The following is a 431-nucleotide window of genomic DNA, read 5'->3' as shown; positions in this document are numbered from 1 at the left end:
GGACGTTACGGAACAGCTCGACTATGTGCCCGCCTCGTTCCGGGTCGTGCGCCACGTCCGGCCGCGGCTCAGCTGCCGGTCATGCGAGCGCATAGTGCAGGCGCCGTTGCCGTCCATGCCCATCGAGCGCGGCCGACCCGGTGCGGGGCTGCTCGCCCATGTGCTGGTGTCCAAAGACGCCGACCATCTGCCGCTCTACCGCCAGTCGGGCATCTATGCGCGCCAGGGCGTCGACCTTGCCCGCTCCACCCTGGCCGACTGGGTCGGGCGCTCGGCCGCGCTCCTCGGCCCCTTGGTCGACGCGCTCGAGCGCCACGTCATGGGCGGCGCGACCCTCCATGCCGACGACACGCCGGTGCCGGTACTGGCCCCTGGCGCCGGTCGCACCAGGACGGGCAGGCTGTGGACCTATGTACGCGACGAGCGCGGGG

At 72.4% G+C, this 431-nt stretch carries 1 protein-coding gene; it reads left to right on the top strand.

The annotated features are described in order from the left end of the window. Window positions 1-431: IS66 family transposase (locus ACYVE7_RS35060; protein ID WP_460370985.1), on the top strand; the 431-nt coding region annotated here is incomplete at both ends.

The sequence above is a fragment of the Actinocorallia lasiicapitis genome (assembly GCF_054778695.1).
The sequence above is the reverse complement of the archived record's forward strand: the minus strand, read 5'-3'. Positions and strand labels throughout refer to the sequence as shown.